At 70.6% G+C, this 17475-nt stretch carries 14 protein-coding genes; 2 read left to right on the top strand and 12 right to left on the bottom strand.

What is annotated here, in order from left to right; translation table 11 throughout:
- Positions 1-12 precede the first annotated feature (12 nt).
- Together ACGFI8_RS19050 and ACGFI8_RS19045 are read left to right on the top strand one after the other, a co-directional pair.
- Positions 13-1674: an FAD-dependent oxidoreductase gene (locus tag ACGFI8_RS19050; protein WP_392806505.1), complete on the top strand. Its 1662-nt coding sequence runs from the start codon at positions 13-15 to the stop codon at positions 1672-1674.
- A complete protein-coding gene (locus ACGFI8_RS19045; protein ID WP_392806503.1) occupies positions 1671-3104 on the top strand; it encodes an ATP-binding protein in 1434 nt (477 codons plus the stop codon). Before ACGFI8_RS19050 ends, ACGFI8_RS19045 begins: the two co-directional genes overlap by 4 nt.
- A 121-nt stretch (positions 3105-3225) precedes the next feature.
- Here ACGFI8_RS19045 and dinB read toward each other — a convergent pair whose 3' ends face one another.
- From dinB to ACGFI8_RS18985, 12 genes are all read right to left on the bottom strand, one after another.
- The gene (dinB, locus tag ACGFI8_RS19040) at positions 3226-4416 is read right to left on the bottom strand and encodes a DNA polymerase IV (protein WP_392806501.1); all 1191 of its coding nucleotides are present in this window, start codon (positions 4414-4416) and stop codon (positions 3226-3228) included.
- A gap of 20 nt (positions 4417-4436) precedes the next feature.
- Positions 4437-5831: a GH1 family beta-glucosidase gene (locus tag ACGFI8_RS19035; protein WP_392806499.1), complete on the bottom strand. Its 1395-nt coding sequence runs from the start codon at positions 5829-5831 to the stop codon at positions 4437-4439.
- A 43-nt stretch (positions 5832-5874) separates the two neighbouring features.
- Positions 5875-6888, bottom strand: a complete 1014-nt coding sequence (locus ACGFI8_RS19030) for an ABC transporter ATP-binding protein (RefSeq protein ID WP_392806497.1) — start codon at positions 6886-6888, stop codon at positions 5875-5877.
- Positions 6885-7940, bottom strand: coding sequence for an ABC transporter permease (locus tag ACGFI8_RS19025; protein WP_392806496.1), 1056 nt, complete (start codon positions 7938-7940; stop codon positions 6885-6887). Before ACGFI8_RS19025 ends, ACGFI8_RS19030 begins: the two co-directional genes overlap by 4 nt.
- 1 nt (position 7941) lies before the next feature.
- Positions 7942-8922: an ABC transporter permease gene (locus ACGFI8_RS19020; protein ID WP_392806494.1), complete on the bottom strand. Its 981-nt coding sequence runs from the start codon at positions 8920-8922 to the stop codon at positions 7942-7944.
- Complete coding sequence (locus ACGFI8_RS19015; RefSeq protein ID WP_392806492.1) at positions 8919-10058, bottom strand: ABC transporter ATP-binding protein; 1140 nt, start codon at positions 10056-10058, stop codon at positions 8919-8921. The genes ACGFI8_RS19020 and ACGFI8_RS19015 overlap by 4 nt, the downstream gene beginning before the upstream one ends.
- A gap of 97 nt (positions 10059-10155) precedes the next feature.
- Positions 10156-11811 carry an ABC transporter substrate-binding protein gene (locus ACGFI8_RS19010; protein ID WP_392806898.1) on the bottom strand — a complete coding sequence of 552 codons (1656 nt, stop codon included), beginning with the start codon at positions 11809-11811 and terminating at the stop codon, positions 10156-10158.
- Between the two features lie 145 nt (positions 11812-11956).
- Positions 11957-12976, bottom strand: a complete 1020-nt coding sequence (locus ACGFI8_RS19005; protein WP_392806490.1) for a LacI family DNA-binding transcriptional regulator — start codon at positions 12974-12976, stop codon at positions 11957-11959.
- 377 nt (positions 12977-13353) lie between these two features.
- A complete protein-coding gene (locus tag ACGFI8_RS19000) occupies positions 13354-14928 on the bottom strand; it encodes a protein kinase (protein ID WP_392806488.1) in 1575 nt (524 codons plus the stop codon).
- A gap of 65 nt (positions 14929-14993) precedes the next feature.
- Complete coding sequence (gene ppgK / locus ACGFI8_RS18995) at positions 14994-15755, bottom strand: polyphosphate--glucose phosphotransferase (protein WP_392806486.1); 762 nt, start codon at positions 15753-15755, stop codon at positions 14994-14996.
- A gap of 89 nt (positions 15756-15844) precedes the next feature.
- Entirely contained in the window at positions 15845-16105 is a 261-nt protein-coding gene (locus ACGFI8_RS18990; protein ID WP_392806485.1) for a Prokaryotic metallothionein, read from the bottom strand.
- Positions 16106-16301: 196 nt separating this feature from the next.
- On the bottom strand, positions 16302-17417 hold the full coding sequence (locus tag ACGFI8_RS18985) for an epoxide hydrolase family protein (RefSeq protein ID WP_392806897.1): 1116 nt from the start codon (positions 17415-17417) through the stop codon (positions 16302-16304).
- Between the last annotated feature and the right edge of the window lie 58 nt (positions 17418-17475).

Genomic DNA, 17475 nt, shown 5'->3' with positions numbered 1-17475 from the left:
TGGATTGACCGCATGGCCAAGCCAGCGATCTTGACCGTCGACGACGACCCCGCCGTCTCCCGCGCCGTCGCCCGCGACCTGCGCAGACAATACGGCGAGGACTACCGCATCGTCCGCGCCGACTCCGGCCACGAAGCCCTCGACACCCTCAAGGAACTCAAACTCCGCGGCGAACAGGTCACCGTCCTCCTCGCCGACTACCGCATGCCCGGCATGAACGGCCTGCAGTTCCTCGAGGCCGCCATGGACCTCTTCCCCCGCGCCCGCCGCGTCCTGCTCACCGCATACGCCGACACCGACGCCGCCATCCAGGCCATCAACATCGTCGACCTCGACCACTACCTCCTCAAACCCTGGCACCCACCAGAGGAGAAGCTCTACCCCGTCATCGACGCCATGCTCGACGCCTGGAAAGCCGCCCCCGACCGCCCCACCGCCGACGTCAAAATCGTCGGCCACCGCTGGTCCGCACCATCCTTCAAAGTCCGCGACTTCCTCGCCCGCAACATGGTCTCCTACCGCTGGTACACCACCGACGACGCCGAAGGCCAACGCCTCCTCACCGCCGCCGGCCTCACCCCCAACGAGCTACCCCTCGTCATCACCACCGAAGGCAAAACCCTCGTCAACCCCACCGAAGCCGAACTCGCCACCCACGTCGGCCTCACCACCACCCCCACCACCGACTTCTACGACCTCGTCGTCGTCGGCGGCGGCCCCGCCGGCCTCGGCGCCGCCGTCTACGGCGCCTCCGAAGGCCTCCGCACCGTCCTGCTCGAACAACGCGCCACCGGCGGCCAAGCCGGCCAATCCAGCCGCATCGAAAACTACCTCGGCTTCCCCGACGGCGTCTCCGGCGCCCAACTCACCGACCGCGCCCGCCGCCAAGCCGTCAAATTCGGCGCCGAACTCCTCACCGCCTGCCGCGCCACCCGCCTCGACGTCCAAGGCAACACCCGAATCCTGCACTTCGAAGACGGCACCACCATCGCCTCCCACGCCGTCATCCTCGCCACCGGCGTCTCCTACCGCCGCCTCACCGCACCCGGCCTCGCCGACCTCCACGGCCGCGGCGTCTACTACGGCTCCGCCGCCACCGAAGCCCCCAGCTGCGCCGACCAGGACGTCTACATCGTCGGCGGCGCCAACTCCGCCGGCCAGGCCGCCATGTTCTTCTCCCGCTACGCCCGCAACGTCCACCTCATCATCCGCGCCCCCGACCTCACCGCCTCCATGTCCCAATACCTCATCGACCAGATCGCCACCGTCCCCACCATCAACATCCACCCCTGCACCGAAGTCGCCGCCGCCCACGGCGACGAACACCTCGAACAACTCGAACTCCGCCCCGTCGACGGCGGCCCCACCCGCACCGTCGACGCCTGCTGGCTCTTCATCTTCATCGGCGCCGAACCCCGCACCGACTGGCTCGACGGCATCGTCCAGCGCGACTCCCGAGGCTTCGTCCTCACCGGCCCGGACCTCCTCACCGGCGACGGCCCACCCCCCGGCTGGCTCCTCGGCCGCGACCCCTACCACCTCGAATCCAGCGTCCCCGGCGTCTTCGCCGCCGGCGACGTGCGCGCCGACTCCGTCAAACGCGTCGCCTCCGCCGTCGGCGAGGGCGCCATGGCCGTCTCACTCGTCCACCGGTACCTCCTGGAGGGACAATGACCACCCCCGGACGCCGCCTCGCCCCCGACGAGCTCCGCCACCTCTTCCTCTTCGAAAAACTCGACGACGGCCAGCTCGACTGGCTCGCCACCCGCGGCTGGGCCGTCACCCACCCCGCCGGCCAGCCCGTCTGCGTCGAAGGCGAACCCGCCACCTGCTTCGTCGTCCTGCTCTCCGGCACCGTCTCACTCAGCCGCAACATCCGCGGCGACGACATCGAGTTCTCCCGCACCGACCAGGTCGGCGTCTACGGCGGCGCCACCCAGGCCTACCTCGGCGACCAGGTACCCCAGCTCTACAACAACACCATGCACGCCATCACCGACGTCGAGGTCTACGAACTCCCCGCCGCCGAGTTCGGCCCCACCATCCGCCAATGGTTCCCCATGGCCATGCACCTGCTCGAAGGCCTCTTCTTCGGCATGCGCAGCAGCAACAACGCCATCGCCGAACGCGAACGCCTCCTCGCCCTCGGCTCCCTGTCCGCCGGCCTCACCCACGAGCTCAACAACCCCGCCGCCGCGGCCGTGCGCGCCACCGCCGTCCTGCGCGACAAGGTCGCCGGCATGCGCCACAAGCTCGCCATGATCGCCGACGGCCGCCTCGACGGCGAAAAGCTTCACGGCCTCGTCGAACTCCAGGAAGCCGCCGTCAAGAAGGCCGCCAACGCCCCCAAACGCTCGGCCCTGGAAACCAGCGACGCCGAGGACGCCATCGGCGACTGGCTCGACGACCACTCCGTCACCGGAGCCTGGGACCTCGCACCCACCCTCGTCGCCGGCGGCGTCGACGTGCCATGGCTGCAGGACATCGCCGACTGCATCGGCGACCTCGATCTCGAACCCGCCGTGCGCTGGCTCTCCTACACCATCGAGACCGAACTGCTCATGGGCGAGATCGACGACGCCGTCTCCCGCATCTCCGGCCTCGTCAACGCCGCCAAACAGTACTCACAGCTCGACCGCGGCCCGTTCCAGGTCGTCGACGTCCACGAACTGCTCGACGCCACCCTCATCATGCTCAACGCCAAGATCCCGGGCGGCATTCGCGTCATCACCAAGTACGACCGCGACCTGCCGAACATCCCCGCGTACGCCGCCGAGCTCAACCAGGTCTGGACCAACCTCATCGACAACGCCGTGTCCGCCATGCATGGCAACGGCACCCTCACCATCACCACCTCGCTCGACCCGAACGGCGAATGCGTCGCCGTGGAGATCGCCGACACCGGCACCGGCATCCCGCCCGACGTCCGTCCCCGGATCTTCGAGCCGTTCTTCACCACCAAGCCCGTCGGCGAAGGCACCGGCCTCGGCCTGGACATCACCTACCGCATCGTCGTGAAGAAGCACCACGGCGACATCCGCGTCACCTCCGAGCCCGGCGACACCCGCTTCGTCGTGCTGCTCCCCCTGCACGAAACACCCTGAAACGCCCTGGCGGCGCCGCTCCTGTAGGTGCAGTTCGGCGCGAAGCGCCGATCGCTGTCCAGGAAGTGTGCCGTCAGGCACACCCCGTAAGGCTTCCTAGGATGCTAGGAAGAGGACCCGGTCAGTCCGGCAGCAGCGGGACGGTCGGGCCCTGGCGGCGGCCCAGCAGGGACGCCCGCGTCAGGGCCGACGAGCCGAAACGGTCCCGGACCCGGTCCAGCGCGGTGTCCAGCTCCGCGCCTGACGTCACGTCGAACGGCAGCTCGAGCTGCAGCGACCCGTCGTCGTCCAGGTTGGCCACGGCGACACCGACCAGCGTCAGGCCCCGGTCGGCGATGTCCGGGGCCGAGGCGGCGTGCAGGCGGCGTACCGCGTCGAGCAGGGTCTGCGTGTGCGACGTCGGCCGCGCCAGGGTGTGCGAGCGCGTCGCCCGGCTGAAATCGGCGAAGCGCAGCCGCAGCACGACGGTGCGGCCCGTGCGGCCGGCCGCGCGCATCCGCCGCGAGACCCGGTCGACGAGCTCGGCGAGGACCGCCTCCTGGAACGGCCGCGGATGCGGGCCCCGGCCCAGGGCACGCTGGGCGCCGATCGAGCGCCGCCGGCGGCCCACGACGACCGGGCGCGGGTCACGGTTGTGCGCCAGGGCGTGCAGGTGGCGGCCCTGGCCCTCGCCCAGCATCGAGATCAGCGTCGCCTCGCCGAGGCGGGCGACCTGCCCGACCGTGTTCACCCGGTGGGCGTGCAGCTTGGCCGCGGTCACGGTGCCGACGCCCCACAGGCGCTCGACCGGGAGGCGGTGCAGGAAGTCCAGCTCGTCCGCGGGCGGCACGAGCAGCAGGCCGTCGGGCTTGGCGACGCCGCTGGCCACCTTGGCCAGGAACTTGGTGCGGGCCACGCCCACGGTGATGGCCAGGCCGACGTCGCGACGGACCCGTTCGCGCAGCCGCTCGGCGATGCCCAGCGGGGCGCCGGCGATGCGGTGCAGGCCACCGACGTCCAGGAACGCCTCGTCGATCGACAGGCCCTCGACCACGGGGGTGGTGTCGCGGAAGATCTCGAACACGGCCTTCGAGGCGGCCGAATACGCCGACATGCGCGGCGGCACCACGACCGCGTCCGGGCACAGGACGCGGGCCTGCCGGCCGCCCATCGCCGTGCGCACGCCGCGGCGCTTCGCCTCGTAGCTGCAGGCCAGCACGACACCCCCGCCCACGATGACCGGGCGGCCACGCAGGCGGGGGTCGTCACGCTGCTCGACCGACGCGTAGAACGCGTCGAGGTCAGCGTGCAGGATGTGCGCGCCACCCGACACGAACATATGTTCGCATGAAGCTACCCGCGCAGGGAACGGATCGTGTCGCGGTACCAGTACGCCGACCGCTTCGGGGTGCGCTCCTGCGTGTCGTAGTCGACCCGGACGATGCCGAAGCGCTTGTCGTAGCCGTACGCCCACTCGAAGTTGTCCATCAGCGACCACGCGAAGTAGCCGCGGATGTCGGCGCCCTGCTGGCGCGCGAGGGCGACGGCGCCGATGTGCGAGTCGAAGTACGACACCCGGTCCTCGTCGTCGACGTACCCGGTCTCGTCGGGCACGTCGTCGAAGGCCGAGCCGTTCTCGGTGACGTAGATCGGCAGGCCGTAGTCGTTGTGCAGGCGCACCAGCAGCTGGGTGAAGCCCTCGGGGACGATCTCCCAGCCCATCGCGGTGAGCGGCCGCCCGGTCGGGATGACCCGGCTGACCGGCAGGCCGTCGGGGTCGGTGTCGTTGCCGTCCTCGTCGACGCCGGAGACGGTCTCGGAGAAGTAGTAGTTCACCCCGAGCACGTCCAGCGGGGTGCGGATGACCTCGAGGTCGCCGTCCTCGACGGGCAGCGTGACGCCCCACCGGGCCAGGTCGTCGACGAGGTCGGCCGGGTAGCGGCCGCGCACCAGCGGGTCGAGGTAGATGCGGGTGCCGAGGGCGTCGGAGCGGCGGGCCGCGTCACGGTCGGCCGCGGAGTCGGTCTGCGGCGTCGACACGCCCATGTTCAGGGTGATGCCGAACTCGTGCCGGCCGTCGCTGGCCGCGCGCATGCGCTCGGTGGCCAGGCCGTGGCCGAGCAGCAGGTGGTGCACGGCGCGCATGCTGGCGGCGAAGTCGCGCCGGCCCGGGGCGTGGGCGCCGTAGGCGTAGCCGAGCATCGCCGAGCACCACGGCTCGTTGAGCGTGGTCCACGTCTTGATCCGGTCCTGCAGCGCGTCGAAGACCATCATGCTGTAGTCCGCGAAGCGGTAGGCGGTGTCACGGTTGGGCCAGCCGCCGGCGTCCTCGAGCTCCTGCGGCAGGTCCCAGTGGTACAGCGTCACCCACGGCTCCACGCCGCCCGCAAGCAGTTCGTCGGTGAGCCGGTCGTAGAAGCCGATGCCCTCCGGGTTGACCGGGCCCTGGCCGCGCGGCTGCACGCGCGGCCAGGCCACCGAGAAGCGGTAGAGGTCGACGCCGAGGTCGCGGATGAGGGCCACGTCCTGCGGCATGCGGTGGTAGTGGTCGCACGCGATCTCGCCGGTGTCGCCCTTGTCGATCGCGTCGGGGACCTCGCAGAAGGTGTCCCAGATGGACCTGGTCCGCCCGCCCTCGGCGACCGCGCCCTCGATCTGGTAGGCCGAGGTCGCCACACCCCAGCGGAACGAGGGCGGGAGCGTGGCGATCGGGTTCGCGTGATCGACGGGAGTGACGGTCGTGTCCATGGTTCTCCTGGGTCGGGCGGATCGGATGGTGCGGCGGTGCGGGCTATCCGGCGGTCACCGGATGCAGCCAGCAGGCCACCGTGCGGGCCGGCCCGACGTGGTCGTCGGGCTTGCCCAGGACTGGGAGCTCCTTGTCGCACGGCTCGAACCGCTTCGGGCAACGCGGGTGGAACGCGCACCCGCTGGGCATGCCGCGCAGGTCGGGCGGGGAGCCGGGGATGCCGGCCAGCTCCCGCCGGGCGCCGCGCAGCGCCGGGAACGAGCGGAGCAGGCCGATGCTGTAGGGGTGCAGCGGGTCGCGGTAGATGTCGGCGGACGGCGCCTCCTCGACGATGCGCCCGCCGTACATGATCGCGATCCGGTCGCTGAACTCCACCAGCAGCGACAGGTCGTGGGTGATGAACAGCACCGAGAAGCCCAGCCGCTCACGCAGCTCGACGAGCTGGCCGAGGATCTGCCGCTGCATGACCACGTCCAGCGCGGTCGTCGGCTCGTCCATGATGACCAGCTGCGGCTCCAGCGCCAGCGCCATGCCGATCATGACGCGCTGGCGCATGCCGCCGGAGAGCTGGTGCGGGTAGGCGTCGAGGCGGTCCTCGGCGATGCCGACGAGGCGCAGCATCTCCTTGGCCCGGTCGAGGCGGGCGGCGCGGCTCAGGCGGGGCTCGTGCGCCTTGATCGCGTCCATCATCTGCACGTCGACCTTGTGCACCGGGTTGAGCGAGTTCATCGCGCCCTGGAACACGATCGACGTCTCCGCCCAGCGGAACTTGCGCAGGTCGGCGTCGGAGAGGTTGAGCACGTCGTACGGCTCGCCGGTCGGCGGGTGGTAGGTGACCGTGCCGCCGGCCACGACGCCGGGCGGCGGCAGCAGCCGGGTGACCCCGTACGCCAGGGTCGACTTGCCGCTGCCGCTCTCCCCCGCGAGGCCGACGACCTCGCCGCGGTGGATGGTGAGGCTGACGTCACGCACGGCGTGGACCGCCTCGTCGCCGAGCCCGTAGTCGACGTTGAGGTTCTTGATCTCCAGCAGCGGCCTGGTGAGGACCTGGGTCATTGGTTGGCACCGTCCCTGATCTCGATCTTCGCCGGCGGCTCGGCGGGGCGCACGACGGGGGTGAAGCCGACCTTCATCCGGACCTTGTCACCGTTTGCGGTGCGGGCCCGGCCGGTGCCGGAGGTGCGCAGCCGCGGGCTGACGAACTCGTCGATGCCGAAGTTCACCAGGCTGAGGGCCGTGCCGAGGATGGCGATGGCCAGGCCCGCCGGGACGAACCACCACCAGGCGCCCTGCGCGAGGGCCTGCTGGCCCTGCGCCCAGAACAGGATCGTGCCCCAGTTCCACGACGACACCGACGAGATGCCGATGAACGCGAGTGTGATCTCCGACAGCACGGCGAAGATGACGGTGCCGACGAAGCCGGACGCGATGATCGCGGTCAGGTTGGGCAGGACCTCGAAGAAGATGATCCGCCAGGTCTTCTCGCCGGTTGCCCGGGCGGCCTCGACATAGTCGCGGCGGCGCAGCGACAGCGTCTGCGCCCGCAGCACCCGCGACCCCCACGACCAGCTGGTCAAGCCGATCACCAGGGCCACGGTGAGGTCGTTCACGTGCGGCAGCGAGGTGCAGATGATGATGATCAGCAGCAGGCCCGGGATGACCAGGAACACGTTGGACAGCACCGACAGGATCTCGTCGGCGATGCCGCCGAGGTAGCCGGCGGTGACGCCGACGAGCACCGACAGGATCGTGGCGACGACGCCGGCGATCGCGCCGACCATCACCACGCTGCGGCACCCGGCCAGGATCTGGCTGAAGATGTCCTGGCCCAGGTGCGAGGTGCCGAACCAGTGCTTGGCCGACGGCGCCTGCAGCACGTCCGTGGTGATCTTGTCCGGGTCGAAGGGGGCGACCCACGGGCCGATGATCGCGAACAGCACGTAGATCGCCAGGATCACCAGGCCCGTGGCCGCCTTGCCGTTGGCGATGAAGCGGAACCGCCGGCGCTTGGCCTTCTTGCCCGCCGGGGTGGTCCCCGGCTGGGCCGTGGCGCCGGTGGCACCACCGCCCGGGGTCACCTGGTCGATGCTGGATGGCGTGACGCTCATCTCAACCTGCCTTTCGGGTGCGCGGGTCGAGCAGCAGGTAGGCGACGTCGGCCAGCAGGTTGGCCACCAGCACCGAGATGGTGATGACCAGGAAGATGCCCTGCATCAGCGGGTAGTCGTGCGCGCCGACGGCCTGGAAGAGCTGGAAGCCGACGCCGGGGTACGAGAACACGATCTCGACCAGCAGGGTGCCGCCGACGATGAAGCCCAGCGACAGCGCGAACGCCGAGACGTTGGGCAGCAGCGCGTTGCGGGCGGCGTAGCTGAACGCGACCCGCCGCTCCGACAGGCCCTTGGCGTGGGCGACGGTGATGTAGTCCTCCGCCGAGACGGTGACCATCATGTTGCGCATGCCGAGAATCCAGCCGCTCATCGACGAGATGAGGATCGTCGCCGCGGGCAGCACGCTGTGGTTGATCGCCGAGCCGATGAAGTACTGGTCCCAGGCCGGCACCAGGCCCGGCGTGAAGCCGCCGGAGGACGGGAAGTAGCTGCCCGGGCCGGTGCACACGGCGATGGCGACGAGGCCCAGCCAGAAGTACGGCACCGACGACAGGAACGTGGTGGCCGGCAGCAGGCCGTCGATCCAGGTGCCGCGCCGCCAGCCGGCGCCGATGCCCAGCGTCGTGCCGATCATGAAGCTCAGCACGGTGGTGATGCCGACCAGACCGATGGTCCACGGCAGGCTCTGCCCGATCACCTCGGAGACCGTCGACGGGAAGAACGTGAAGGACAGGCCCAGGTCGCCGTGGAACAGCATCTTCCAGTAGGACAGGTACTGGTCCCACAGGCCCTGTTCCTTGTCCATGCCGAAGAGCACCCTCAGCGACTGGATCGCGTCCGACGACACCGCGCCCTGGTTGCGCGCGAGGAACGAGCTGATCGGGTCACCGGGGATCATGCGCGGGACGAAGAAGTTGATGGTGATCGCCGCCCACGCCGTGAACAGGTAGAAGGCGAGCCGTTGCAGCAGGAATCTCATCGTGCCTCCTCCGGCGCGTGCAGGGCCGGCGGCGTGGGGATCGACGAATCGGCGTTGTCAGGATGCAGGGTGCCGACGCCCTCCTTGGCGACGGTCTGCGCATCGTAGAGCCAGCAGGCCGCCCAGTGCCCTGGCTCGCCGCCGACGTCGAGCCGGGGCGGCAGGTCGACGCTGCAGCGCGGCATGGCGTGCGGGCAGCGGGGGTGGAACCGGCAGCCGGCCGGCGGCCGGATCAGGCTCGGCGGCTCGCCGTTGCCGCGGTCTTTCGCGACCGCCTCGGCGATGCCCGCGATGCGGTCCGGGTCGGGGGCCGATTCGATGAGCAGGCGGGTGTACGGGTGCGCGGGGTTCTGCGTGACCGTCTCGGAGTCGCCGCCCTCGACCATGCGCCCGGCGTACATCACCATCGTCTCGTCGGCGAAGTACCGCGCCGAGGCGATGTCGTGCGTGATGTACAGGATGGCGAGGTTGAGCCGCTCCTTGAGGTCGCGCAGCAGGTTGAGGATGCCGAGGCGGATCGACACGTCGAGCATCGACACCGGCTCGTCGGCCAGCAGCGCCTCCGGGTCCGCGCCGAGGGCGCGCGCGATCGCCACGCGCTGGCGCTGGCCGCCGGAGAGCTCGTGGGGGAACTTGTCGATGTAGCGCTCGGGCGGGGTGAGCGCCACCCGGGTGAGCAGCCCGGCCAGGGCGGCCTCGAGCTCCTCGGCGGTCTTGCCGCCGTTGCCGTGGATCTTCAGCGCGCGGGTCAGGTGGTAGCGGACCGTGTGCACGGGGTTGAGCGAGCCGAACGGGTCCTGGAAGATGAGCTGCACCCGGCTGACGTACTCGCGGAACCGGCGCCCGCCACTCACCCGCGTGGTCTCGCCGTGCAGCCGGATGTCACCGCCGGTTCGCGGGTACAGCTGTGTCAGCAGGCGGGCGACCGTGGACTTGCCGGAGCCGGACTCGCCGACCAGAGCGGTGACCCTGCCGCGCCGCAGGGTGAAGGACACGTCGTCCACGGCGTGAACAACGGCCCGTTTGCCGGTGAAGATGTCGCTCAGCTTCCGCCGGACGGGAAAATGCTTGGTCAGGCCGACGGCCTCCAGCACCACCTCGCCGACCGGCGCCGCCGGGCTTTCGCTCAACGTCATGCCGATGATCCTGTCTTGGGGATGGCCTCGTGACGGGGTACCGCTCCCCGGGCGGCGCGAGCGTCGCCCGGGGAGCGGTGTCGATGCGATCCGGGTGTCAGGAGCCGGACGGCTTGAGGTGCAGGATGACGTCCAGCGCGTTGGCCTGGGTCGGCTGAGCGGCGCCGTACGGGTTGGCGTCGTCCGGCCAGCCGGTCCAGTTCTTGCTGCTGAAGGCGCCGCCGATGTTGTCGGCACCGACCGGGATCATCGGGGCCTGCTCGACGAAGATCTTCTGCAGGGTCGCGAGCGCGGTCTTACGGGCGGCGTCGTCGGTCGCGCTGGCGTAGGCACGCAGCGCCGCCGTGGCCTCCTTGCTGTCGAAGCGGCCGAAGTTCGCGGCCGGCGACGGGGTGCCGATCGGCTTGAGCTGGTCGCCGTCCATCACCGTGCGGTAGATGTCGTACGGGGTCGAGCCGCCGTCGGTCCAGCGGAACGCCGCGTCGAACTGGCCGGCCTCGACGTTCTTGAACCACGCGTCCTGGTTGGCCTTGTCGATCGTGGCCTGGATGCCGATCTGGGCCAGGTTGGACTTCACGATCTCCAGCGAGGTCTGGTAGTCCGACCAGCCGGCCGGGTCGGTGAGCGTCAGGGTGACCGGCTTGCCGGACGGGTCCTTCAGCGTGTCGCCGTCGAGCTTGTACCCGGCGCCGGTGAGCAGCGTCTTGGCGCCCTCGACGTCGACCTTGTAGTCCTTGCCCTTGTACTCGTCGGAGATGTACGCGTCACCGGCCGGCGAGGGCAGGCCCGTCACGCTCTTGACCAGCGGGTGGAAGTAGCCGGCCTCGGCGGTGGTGAAGATGTCGTCGCGGTTGATGACCATGCCCATCGCGACGCGCAGCTTCGGGTCGTTGAACGGGGCCTTGGTGGTGTTGATGTACAGGCCGTGGATGCCCAGCACCGGCGGCGCCCAGATCTTGTGGTTGGCCGCGTCCTTGTCGATGAAGACCGTCTTCACGTTGGGGATGAAGACGAAGCTCCACTCGCACTCGCCGTTGGCCAGCGCCGTGGTCTGCGCGTTGTTGTCGTTGTAGGAGGTGTACCGCAGCTCCTTGACCTGCGGCAGCGCCTGCCAGTAGCCCTTGTCACGGACCGTCAGCGTCGTGGTCTGCGGGGTGAAGGACTTCAGCGTGTACGGCCCGGAGCCGATCGGGTTCTTGTTGGGCTCGGCCTTCGGGTCGGAGATCTTCTCCCAGATGTGCTTGGGCACGATCGGGATCTGCGCGATGGCCTTCTGCTTGCTGACGAACTGCGAAGTCTTGAACGTGATGGTCACGTCCGCGCCGCTCACGGTGGCGTCCTGAATCGGCACGCCGCCGGAGTTGAGCGCCTCGTTGTCACGCACCAGCTTGTACGTGAACGCGACGTCGTCGGCGGTGACCTTCTCGCCGTCGGACCAGGTCGCGTTGTCCCGGATCGTCACGACGACCGAGGTGAAGTCCGTGTTCCACTTCGCCTGGGTGGCCAGCCACGGCTTCATCTCGTCCGCCGGCTTGACCGGGTTCCACATCATCAGCGGCTCGTACAGCACCCAGCGGTAGCCATCCTTGGCGCCGGCCGACGTGGTGAGGAACGGGTTCTCATTCTCGGTCAGCGGACCGTTCGGCATGCCGACAGTCAGGACCGTCGTCTTGGCACCGTTGTTCTTGTTGGGGTCGTTCGGCGAGTCGCCGCACGCGGCCAAGGTGGTCGTCGTGGCCAGCAACCCGGCCATGCCGAGCAGTACGGAGCGTCTGGTCAACACAGGGGTGTCTCCTTTTGGACCTGGATCGACAGGTGGGGCGGACAGTAACAAATCGGGGTATGACGACGGGACCCTTGCGGCCGGTCCCGCCCAGTGGTGCGGCGTGACGAAACTTTCAGGTGGTGCGCTCGGGCCGCGCCGGCACGGTGGAACCGCGCACGACGAGCGTGGTGGACAGGATGTTCGGCTCGACCGTCAACGGGGTGCCGTCGAAATGCGCGATGAGCCGGCGGGCCGCCATCTCGCCCATCTGGCGCATGGGCTGGCGGACGGTGGTCAGGGGCGGCTCGGTGTGCCCCGCGTGCAGGATGTCGTCGAAACCCACCAGAGCGACGTCCTGCGGGACCGATCGGCCCGCGATCCGCAGCGCCTGCAGGGCGCCGGCGGCGGACAGGTCGTTGTGCGCGAACACGGCGTCGAACTGCAGGCCCTCGTCCAGCGCGCGCCGGACGGCGAGCATGCCGCATTCGTAGGTGAAGTCCCCCTCGATCACGAGCCGGGGGTCGATCGGCGCGCCGGCCGCCGCGAACACGTCCGCGAAGCCGCCGAGCCGGTCCTGGGTGCAGCCGAACTTCTCGGAGCCGGTGATGACCAGGGGGCATCGCCGGCCGATCTCCAGGAGGTGCCGGGCGGCGAGCGATCCGCCCGCCCGGTTGGTGGTGGCCACCGACGGCATGAGCGGCTTGTCGCCGCGGTCGTCGATGAGCACCACCGGCAGGCCGCCGGCGTAGAGGTCGGCCAGGTAATCAAGCGTCCCCTCGGGCTCGATGGCCAGCAGGCCGTCGAACGCCTTGCCGGACACCTGCGCGGAGAACTGGCGCATGGACTCGGCGCCGCGGTTGCACGTGAACAGCAGCAACCCGTATCCCTCCGACTCCACGACGTCCACCGCGCCCTGCACGATGTCCCCCATCCACGGCCAGGTCAGCGACGGCACGAGCATCCCGATCACCCGGGTGTGACCCCGGGCCAGGTTGACCGCACGCGCGCTGGGCACGTAACCCAGCTCGTCGATGACCCTGCGAACCCGTGCCGCGGTCGACTCGTCGACCTCTCCTTTGCCGTTGAGCACCCGCGAGACGGTGGTCTTGCTGACCCCCGCTCGCGCCGCGACATCGGCGATGGTTATCGGCACGCCGCGATCCTTCCGATGAGAGCGCTTTCTGGCAAGAGAGCGTGTTCTGGAACCGGTTCCGCAACCGGTTCCGGCACACTAAATCGGATCGCGGACAGTGGTGTCAATAACACGGATGTAACGAAACTTAACGGTGTCGCAACCCTTGCCAAGCGGCTGCCCATGGTGTTTGCTCGGGACCACCGTCGATGCGATTGCGGCCGCACCGGCGGTCCTGGCGACGATCATAGGGAAGCGCTCCCATGGAGCGCTCTCACAACCCTCTTGCGACCAGGGCCGTTCTTTGACTCCGGTCCGTGCAACGCACGACCGTTGCTCCCGTCAGACACCGGTCGACGCTGGCGCGTCTCCCTGCCGGGTCCGTGGTGCCAAGAACTTCAGTGCAGCTTGATCGCGCGGCTGTCGCCGCCCACGAGGCCCGACTTGACCCGCAGTTCCGTGAAGGTGAGCCCGGCCGGCACGTCGAAGACGAGCGTGCCCGTCACCGACGCCCCCGGCGCGATGTCGCTGGCCAGCGGCCGGGTCTTGTCGTAGTACAGCAACGACCACTCGTCCGGCCCGTACTCGGTGCCGCCGGAGTCACGCAGCTTCTGATTGCCGATCCACACCCGGCCCACTTTGTCGCCGGTGTTCTCCACCTTCAGCTCGGCCAGGCAGAACTGCCCCTTCGGCTTCCTGACCAGCGGAAAGTCCCCCAGCTGCTTCGCGCCGCAGGAGAAGCTCGCGAGCGTGAAGCGCAGCTTGCCGTCGGCGGCGACCGGGCTCGGCTTCGGCGAAGGCGACGGCGACGGCGACGGTGAGCGCGACGACGGCGGCGTCTGCTGCTGCTGCGCGCCCGCCCCGCCCCGGCCCGCACTCTCGGCCAGCTTCAGCCCCACCAGCAGGAACGCCACCAGCGCTACCAGCCCGACGGCGGCGGCGATCCCGCGCCCGACCCGCCTCGGACGGCGCCGCGGCGGCGGAGGCGGCGGGGGCAGCGGCGCCGACCAGCCACCGCCGGTCGGGTCGATCCGCGTCCCGGCAACGGGATCGGCCGCCGGGAAGCGCTGCGTCGGCGGCGACGGAACCGCGGCCGACCCGGGCGCGAACCTCCGCCCGCCGGCCCCCGTCGGCGACGGCCTCGCGGCGGCCGCCGTACCCCTGACGGTCGCGGCCACCAGCGCCGCCGCCGGGTCGTCCTGGCCGACCAGGGCCAGCAGCACCTGCCGCGCGGTCGGCCGGCTCTGCGGGTCGGTGTGCAGCGCCCGGCGCACCACCCCGGCCAGGGACTCGTCGAGGCCGGCCAGGTCCGGCTCGCCGCCGCCGTGCTCGCCGACCGGCATGCGCCCGGTGCCCGCCCAGGCCACGAGCACGCCCCAGGCGTACACGTCGCTGGCCTGGCTGGGCGGCCAGCCGCGGACCTGCTCCGGGGCGAGCCAGCCGGGAGTGCCGAACGTCGGGCCGTGCACGGCGGCCTGTCCCAGCAGCCGGGCCACCCCGAAGTCGATGACCTTCGGCCCGAACGGCGACAGCAGCACGTTGCGCGGGCTCAGGTCGGCGTGCACCAGGCCGACGGCGTGGATGGCGCTCAGCGCGGCCGCCACCCCGACCGCGACCGCCTCCACCTGCCCGGCCAGCGGGCCGTTCGCGGTGGCGTAGTCGTGCAGCGACGGGCCGGCGACGTACTCGGTGACCAGGTGCGGCACCGGCCCGTCGAGGCCGACGTCGAGGACCCGCGCGGTGCAGAACCCAGCGACCCGCGACGCGGCCGCGGCCTCGGCGGCGAACCGGTGCCGGAACATCGGGTCGCCGTGCAGCGCCGGATTGATGACCTTCAGCGCCACCCGGCGGCCGTCGGGGGTCTCGGCGAGGTACACCGTGCCCATCCCACCGACCCCGAGCACGCCGCGCAGCCGGTACGACCCGACCGTCGCCGGGTCACCGGCGCGCAACGGCGCGGGCGAGTCCCCCATGCAAGCCATCGTGCCTCACCCGCGCACATCGGGTGAAACAACCGCACGAAAGCGGCACAACCGCCTCAGGCGGCCCCGGCGTTGCGCGCGGCCAGTAGCGCGGCGCCGACGATGCCGGCGTTGTTCAGCAGCTTGGCCGGCACCACCCGGGTCGGCACGTCGACCATGTGCAGGAACCGGTCCGCCTTCTTGCTGACCCCGCCACCGATGATGATCAGGTCCGGCCACAGCAGGGCGTGCAGGTGGCGCAGGTACGTCTGGACCCGCTCCGCCCACTCCGGCCAGCCCAGGTCGTGGCTCTCCCGGATGCGGTCCGACGCGTAGTCCTCCGCGTCGCCGCCGTGCAGGTGCAGGCCGCTCATCTGCAGGTGGCCGAACTCGGTGTTGGGCACCAGCCGCCCGTCGATGAACAGCGCGCTGCCGATGCCCGTGCCGAACGTGACCATGACGACCAGGCCGCCGACGCCCTTGCCAGCGCCGTACTCCAGCTCCGCCACCCCGGCCGCGTCGGCGTCGTTGAGCACCGTCACCGGCCGGCCCAGCGCCTCCGTGAACACCTGCTCCGCGGGCGCGTCGACCCACGACTTGTCCACGTTCGCGGCCGTCTTCGTCACGCCGTGCTGGACCACCGCCGGGAACGTGATGCCGATGCTGGCCGCCGGGTCGAACGCGCCCACGACCGACTTGACGGTCCTGACCACGCTGGCCACGTCGGCCGGCTGCGGCGTCTCGATCCGGACCCGGTCGGCCGTGAACACGCCGGTGGCCAGGTCAACCGGCGCCCCCTTGATGCCCGAACCACCGATGTCGATTCCCAGGACGACCACAGCTGCTCCTTCACACCGTGTAGGGCTCCAACGTGCTGGCGGTAACCCAATCATGGCGTGAACGCGCGATGATCACCGGGGGAAGCGCGTCACCCCGGATAGGCGCCCACCGCATCGCGGATCTCCATCCCGGCCGCCGAGTCGGCGGAGCGGGCGCAGTGCGCACAGCAGTAGAACCGGCCCGACACCTCCGCGCCGTGCCCCACGATCCGGGTGCCGCAGTGCTCGCACACCGGCGCCAGCTTCTGGATGGCACACTCGAACGAGTCGAACGTGTGCGTGCCGCCGCCGACGGTACGCACCTCGAAGGCCAAGTAGTACTCGTTGCCGCAGGTCTCGCAGACCGCCATGTCAAGTCCCCCCGTGGTTGCCTTTCGAGCAGCCTCGCCGGACCGGCGGGCGCGGCGCAACCGGTTCAGCGGGAAATCCCCCGCCGGATCACCAGCAGCGCCACGGACCTGCCGGGCCGGCTCGGCATCGGTGAGCTGGCCCCGCAGCGTCCGCGCGGCGATCTCCGCCCAGCGGTTCAGTTCCTCGCCGCGGCGTTCACCGCAAGGGTGCGAAGAACTTCCGCACGTCACCCGCGAACAGGTCCGGGACCTCCAGCGCCGCGAAGTGCCCGCCCCGGTCGAACTCCGACCAGTGCACGATGGCGTTGGCCTGCTCGGCGTACCGCCGGATCGGCAGGTCCGTGGCGAACACCGCCACCCCGGTCGGCACCCCCGACGGCGACGGCCAGTTGCCCGCGTGCATCTGCTCGTAGTACAGGTTCGCGGCGCTGCCCGCCGTGCCGGTCAGCCAGTACAGCATCACGTTCGTCAGCAGCCGGTCCCGGTCGACCGGCCGGTCGCTCCACTCGTCGAACTTCTCCGCGATCCACGCCAGCTGGCCCACCGGTGAGTCGGTCAACGCGTGCGCGATCGTCTGCGGCCGGGTGGCCTGCAGCTGGAAGTAGCCGTTGCCGTCGTTCATGAATGCCTGGATCCGGGCGTACCGCCGGCGCTCGGCCTCGGTGAGCTCGTCCTCGTCGACCGGCCTCGAACCGAATGAAAACGGGATGAAACCAAACGTCGCGGCGTTCACGTGCACCCCCACCACCCGCCCCGGGTCCACCCGGGCCACGTCCGGCCCGATGAGCGCGCCGAAGTCGCCGCCCTGCACGCCGTAGCGCTCGTAGCCCAGCCGCCGCATCAGCCCGGTGAACGCCCCCGCGATGCGCCGCGCGTCCCACCCCGCCCCGGCCAGCGGCGCCGACGGCCCGAAGCCCGGGATCGACGGGATCACCAGGTGGAACTCGTCGCGCAGCAGGTCCACGACGTCGAGGAACTCCAGCACCGATCCCGGCCAGCCGTGGATCAGCATCAGCGGCAGCGCGTCCGGGTCGGGCGAGGGCAGGTGCAGGAAGTGCACGGTCTGCCCGTCGATCTGCGTGGTGTACTGCGGGTGCTCGTTCAGCCGCGTCTCCTGCGCCCGCCAGTCGTAGCCGTCGGCCCAGTACGCGGCCAGCTCCCGCAGGCGGGCCACCGGCACCCCGCGCTCCGCCCCACCGGGCAGCTGGGCCGCCCACCGGGTGTTGCGCAGCCGGGCCCTGAGATCGTCCAGCTCGGCCGGCGACACGTCGAACCCGCAGGCGGGCCACCGGCACCCCGCGCTCCGCCCCACCGGGCAGCTGGGCCGCCCACCGGGTGTTGCGCAGCCGGGCCCTGAGATCGTCCAGCTC

Source organism: Dactylosporangium sp. NPDC048998, from assembly GCF_043197855.1.
In the GTDB taxonomy this organism is placed as follows: Bacteria; Actinomycetota; Actinomycetes; order Mycobacteriales; family Micromonosporaceae; genus Dactylosporangium.
Note: the sequence above shows the minus strand (reverse complement) of the source record. Positions and strands in the feature narration are given on the sequence as shown.